General features: G+C 77.7%; 4 protein-coding genes and 1 pseudogene. All 5 read right to left on the bottom strand.

Annotated features, from left to right (window positions below):
* Positions 1–1,060, bottom strand: a 1,060-nt coding sequence (gene mftF / locus NH342_RS22535) for a mycofactocin biosynthesis glycosyltransferase MftF (protein ID WP_253018540.1), incomplete at its 3' end; no start/stop codon positions are given.
* Positions 1,057–1,440 (bottom strand): type II toxin-antitoxin system VapC family toxin, encoded by a 384-nt coding sequence (locus NH342_RS22530; protein ID WP_253018538.1) that lies wholly within the window; start codon positions 1,438–1,440, stop codon positions 1,057–1,059. The genes NH342_RS22530 and mftF, both read right to left, overlap by 4 nt.
* On the bottom strand, positions 1,437–1,676 hold the full coding sequence (locus NH342_RS22525; RefSeq protein WP_253018536.1) for a type II toxin-antitoxin system Phd/YefM family antitoxin: 240 nt from the start codon (positions 1,674–1,676) through the stop codon (positions 1,437–1,439). Before NH342_RS22525 ends, NH342_RS22530 begins: the two co-directional genes overlap by 4 nt.
* A gap of 28 nt (positions 1,677–1,704) precedes the next feature.
* Entirely contained in the window at positions 1,705–2,397 is a 693-nt protein-coding gene (gene mftE, locus NH342_RS22520) for a mycofactocin biosynthesis peptidyl-dipeptidase MftE (protein ID WP_253018534.1), read from the bottom strand.
* A pseudogene (locus NH342_RS22515) lies at positions 2,391–3,068 on the bottom strand (mycofactocin system FadH/OYE family oxidoreductase 2); the annotation flags it as partial. The gene mftE and the pseudogene NH342_RS22515, both read right to left, overlap by 7 nt.

The following is a 3,068-nucleotide window of genomic DNA, read 5'->3' as shown; positions in this document are numbered from 1 at the left end:
CTAGCTTCGCGGTGGCCCCGGCCAGCACGGCCGCGGCACCGAGCAGCCCGGGCCGGCCCCCCAGCAGCGCCAGCCCCCAGGCAGCAGCCGACCACGGCGACATGACCACCGGCGCGACGGCGGACCCGTGCCGCTGGGCGAGCAGCGCGGCGCCGGTGCCGTAATAGGCGCGCCGGCGCAGCCAGGCGGCGGTCCGCGCCGGGTGCTCGTGGGCGACCCGCGCGGCCGGGTCGTAGCGCACCCGCCAGCCGGCCGCGGCCAGCCGCCAGACCAGGTCGACGTCCTCGGCGACCTGCAGGTCCTCGTCGAACCCGCGCCCGAGCGCGGACCGGCGCACCAGGAGGGCGGCGCTGGGCACGTAGGAGACGCCGGTCAGCGCGGCGACCGGGGCGGGGCGGGGACCCATGTCCAGCGCGCTGACCGCGTCCTCGTAGGCGCCGACCCACCCGGGCCGGTCGGCGGGCAGCGCGACGATGCGGGGGGCGACGACGGCCAGCCGGGGGTCGGCCAGGTGCGCGGTGAGGACGCCGAGCCAGCCGGGCACGGGGACGCAGTCGGAGTCGACGAACGCGACGGCGGTGGTGGTCGCGGCGGCGAGGCCGGCGTTGCGGGCGGCCGCGGGACCGCGGGCGGTCGCGTGCCGGAGCACCTCGGCCCCGTGCGCGGCGCAGACGGCGGCGGTCGCGGCCGGGTCCGCCGAGCCGTCGTCCACCACGAGCAGCGGGACGTCGGGCAGGTCGGCCCGCAGCGCGCGGAGCAGCCGGTCCAGCTCAGCGGCGCGGTCCTTGACGGGGACGACGACGGTGACGTCGGCCGGGTCGACGGCGGGCAGGTCGGGGTGGGCGAGGCCGGCGTCGAGCAGCCGCGCGGCCAGGGCTGCGGTCGTGGCGTCGGCGACGTCCAGGGTGTCGCCGGTCAGCAGCGCCCGGGCGCGGGGGGCCAGCCGCAGCAGGCGCAGCGGCGAGCCGCCGAGCAGGGCGGCACCGCCGTCCCGTCGTCGGGTGCGCGGGTCGAGCACCACCCGGAACCCGTCGGGCAGCCGGTCCGGCGGCGGGGTCATGCCCCGCGGGGCGGGAGGACCGGGACGTCGTACCGCCGCACCTTGTCGTCCAGCGTCACCAGGACCAGACCTTCGGCGAGCGCCTGGGCGACGAGCATCCGGTCGAACGGGTCGCGGTGGTGGAGGGGCAGGGTCTGGAGGACCTCGGCGTGCGCAGCCCGGAAAGGTAGCTCCTCCAGACCGGGCTCGGCGAAGGCCTCCTCCACCGTGGGTCTGCCCAGCTTGCCGACCGACCGCTTGACGGCGACCTCCGCCGCACTGACGGCGGAGACGTGCACCGTGGAGCCTTCGTCCGAGACGACGTCGGCGACGGTCGACGGCAGCCGGGGGTCCCCGATGACCCACCAGAGCAGGACGTGCGTGTCGAGCAGCAGCCTCACTCGCCGTACCAGTCGCGCTCGTCCTGCTCGGTGAAGTCGTCGAAGTCGTCGGGGATGACGATGCCTTGCCCCTTGAGCCTTCCCGGCCGGCGCCGAGGCTTCTCGGGGCGCTCGGGGACGACCCGGGCGATGGGCTTGCCGTGACGGGAGATGACGATCTCCTCCCCCGCCTCGACCCGGGTGAGCAGTGCCGACAACTGCGCCTTGGCGTCGTACACGCTGACGACCGTGGTCACGGGGCCGATGATATCTGGTCAGATCTGGTCAGACCAGCCTGCCGTCGGCGCCCACGTCCCAGGCCGTCACCGCGGCAGCCAGCCGGTCGACCAGGGCCGCGAGCAGCCGCGCACCCTCCTCGGCCGACGCACCTGCCGGGTCACCGAGCACACCGTTCGGGCTGACCGCGGCCACCCCGCCGGCCCGCATCCGCGGCAGCAGCTCCGCGACCGGTGCGGTGTTCCCGGCCTCGGCCAGCTCCGGCCGCACGGTCCCTGGTTCCACGTGCAACAGCAGGGAGGTCTCGGTCCGGCCGGCGTGCGCGTCGCCGCCGCGGACGCCGCACGGGAACCAGGCGACGTCCCGGCCCTCGTGCCGCAGCAGGGGCACCGCCGAGCGCAGCGCGTCCAGGTTGCCGCCGTGGCCGTTGACGACCAGCAGCCGCCCGGCCCAGCGCCCGGCCGAGCGGCCCAGCTCGACCAGCAGCAGGTGCAGCGCCTCGGTGCCGACCGAGACCGTGCCGGGGAAGCCCTCGTGCTCCCCGCTCGCGCCGTAGGGGACCGCAGGGGCGAGCAGCAGGTCCGGCTGCCGGCCGACGAGGCCGGCCGCGACCGCCGCGGCGACGGTGGTGTCGGTGGCCAGCGGCAGGTGCGGCCCGTGCTGCTCCACCGAGCCGAGCGGGACGACGACGGTGCGCCGCTCGCCGAGCTCGGGTGAGCGCGCGGAACCGAGGATCACCATCCCGCGACCACCCGTTCGGCCGTCGCCACCGCGACGCCGTGGCCGGCCGGGGCCAGGCAGTCCCCGACCCGGTGCACCTCGACCCCGGCGGGGACGGCGGGCCCGGGGACAGGCTCGGGCGGGGTGGCGGCCACGACCCAGTCCACCACCCGCTCCTCGACGTCCCCGGTCAGGTGGTGCAGCAACGTGACCACCCCGTCCCGGACGGCGAGCGGCACCCGCTCCACCGTCTGCACGATGCCGGCGGCCGCGGCCCGGCGGTGCCAGGAGCCGCGGTCCAGCGTCGGGCCCAGCCGCTGCGCGGCGACCAGCGCACCGGTGACCACCTCGACCGCGCAGCCCCGCGCGGCGAGCAGCTCCGCGACGGAGGTGGCATGCGGTCCGCCGAGCTCGTCGACCACCAGCACCCGCCCGGACGGCGCCGCAACCCCGGCGAGCACGTCGGCGACGTCTGCCACCCGGTCGGCGTCCCCCGCCCAGGCGGGCCGGGCCGGGGTCGCACCGCAGGCCAGGACGACGACGTCCGGCGCCAGGTCGGCGAGGACCTGCCGGTCGGCGCGCACCCCGCAGCGGACGTCGACGTCCAGCTCCGCGCACGCCCGGACGTCGGCCTCGACGAACCCGGCCAGCTCCCCCCGGCCGGGCGCGGTGGCGGCCAGGGCGAGCGCCCC

The organism is Klenkia sp. PcliD-1-E, from assembly GCF_024124375.1.
GTDB lineage: Bacteria > Actinomycetota > Actinomycetes > Mycobacteriales > Geodermatophilaceae > Klenkia.
Note: the sequence above shows the minus strand (reverse complement) of the source record. Positions and strands in the feature narration are given on the sequence as shown.

Bases quoted from the DNA above. Each gene is read 5' to 3' on its own strand.
- mftE (WP_253018534.1), bottom strand. From the start codon at position 2,397: ATGGTGATCCTCGGTTCCGCGCGCTCACCCGAGCTCGGCGAGCGGCGC.